1 protein-coding gene is annotated in these 894 nt (G+C 61.2%); it reads right to left on the bottom strand.

Annotated features, from left to right (window positions below; translation table 11 throughout):
• On the bottom strand, positions 1 to 894 hold an 894-nt coding region (locus IX84_RS33475; protein ID WP_044224086.1), incomplete at both ends, for a hypothetical protein.

Genomic DNA, 894 nt, shown 5'->3' with positions numbered 1-894 from the left:
TGGCTGATCATCAGCGTGCTGTAGTCCAGCCCGCAGTTGTCGCTGCTGTTGGTAAAGTCCAGCACCTCGTCGGCCAGCAGCTCTCCGGTGCCGTCGTAGCTCAGGGCTACTTCTACATCAAGGCAGGACAGCTGCGGCGCTCCCTCATCTGTTACAATAAAAGTGTAGGTAAAATCCTCCGCATTGCCATAATCATCGGTGGCAACGACTTCCAGCTCGTAGGTGCCCTGAGGTACGGTGAGGTAGAGGGCATACTGCCCGGTGGCCGCATCAAGCAGCACCGTTTCCAGCTGCCCGGCCGAGGGGCCATTCTGGTTTTCCAGGGCAGCCTCTACCGTCACGCCCGAGCAGTCTTCTATGGAAAAAGCCCGCCAGATAGCCGAGTAGTGGCAATCGCCGGAGTCGGTGCCCACTTCAAGCATGCCTTTGCTCGTGAGCGTGTCCCCATTGCTATCAAGCACCTGCAGGGGCGGCGCTTCGTAATCCGGGAAGCAGGGGTCGAAGGGCGCCGGGTCGAGCGTATTGCACAGCCCGTCCTGATCGCTGTCAATATCGTAGCACAGCTGCGTGGACACCGTGTCCTGCAGCGCCTCCGGATAGTCGCAGTCTGCTGCCAGGAAGGTGTACGGGTGCGCCCCCCGGAAGGCCGTGTCCTGTGGGGCGATGCCCAGCTGCCCGGCTTCGTCCAGCTCAAAGAAGAAAGGGGAGAAATCGAGCAACAGCGGCTCGTCCGGGCTGCCCAGCTGGCCGTTACCGCCAAAACTGAGCGTGACAGGCAAGGTGAAGAGGGCTTCGTGGGCTGCGCTGTAGTAGCGCACCTCCATTTCCCCTTCCGGCATGGCATGGTAAACGGTGGCAAAGTAGTACGCCTGCCCGTTGACCAGCTCCGGGGCG

It is taken from the genome of Phaeodactylibacter xiamenensis (assembly GCF_000759025.1).
GTDB lineage: Bacteria > Bacteroidota > Bacteroidia > Chitinophagales > Saprospiraceae > Phaeodactylibacter > Phaeodactylibacter xiamenensis.
The sequence above is the reverse complement of the archived record's forward strand: the minus strand, read 5'-3'. Positions and strand labels throughout refer to the sequence as shown.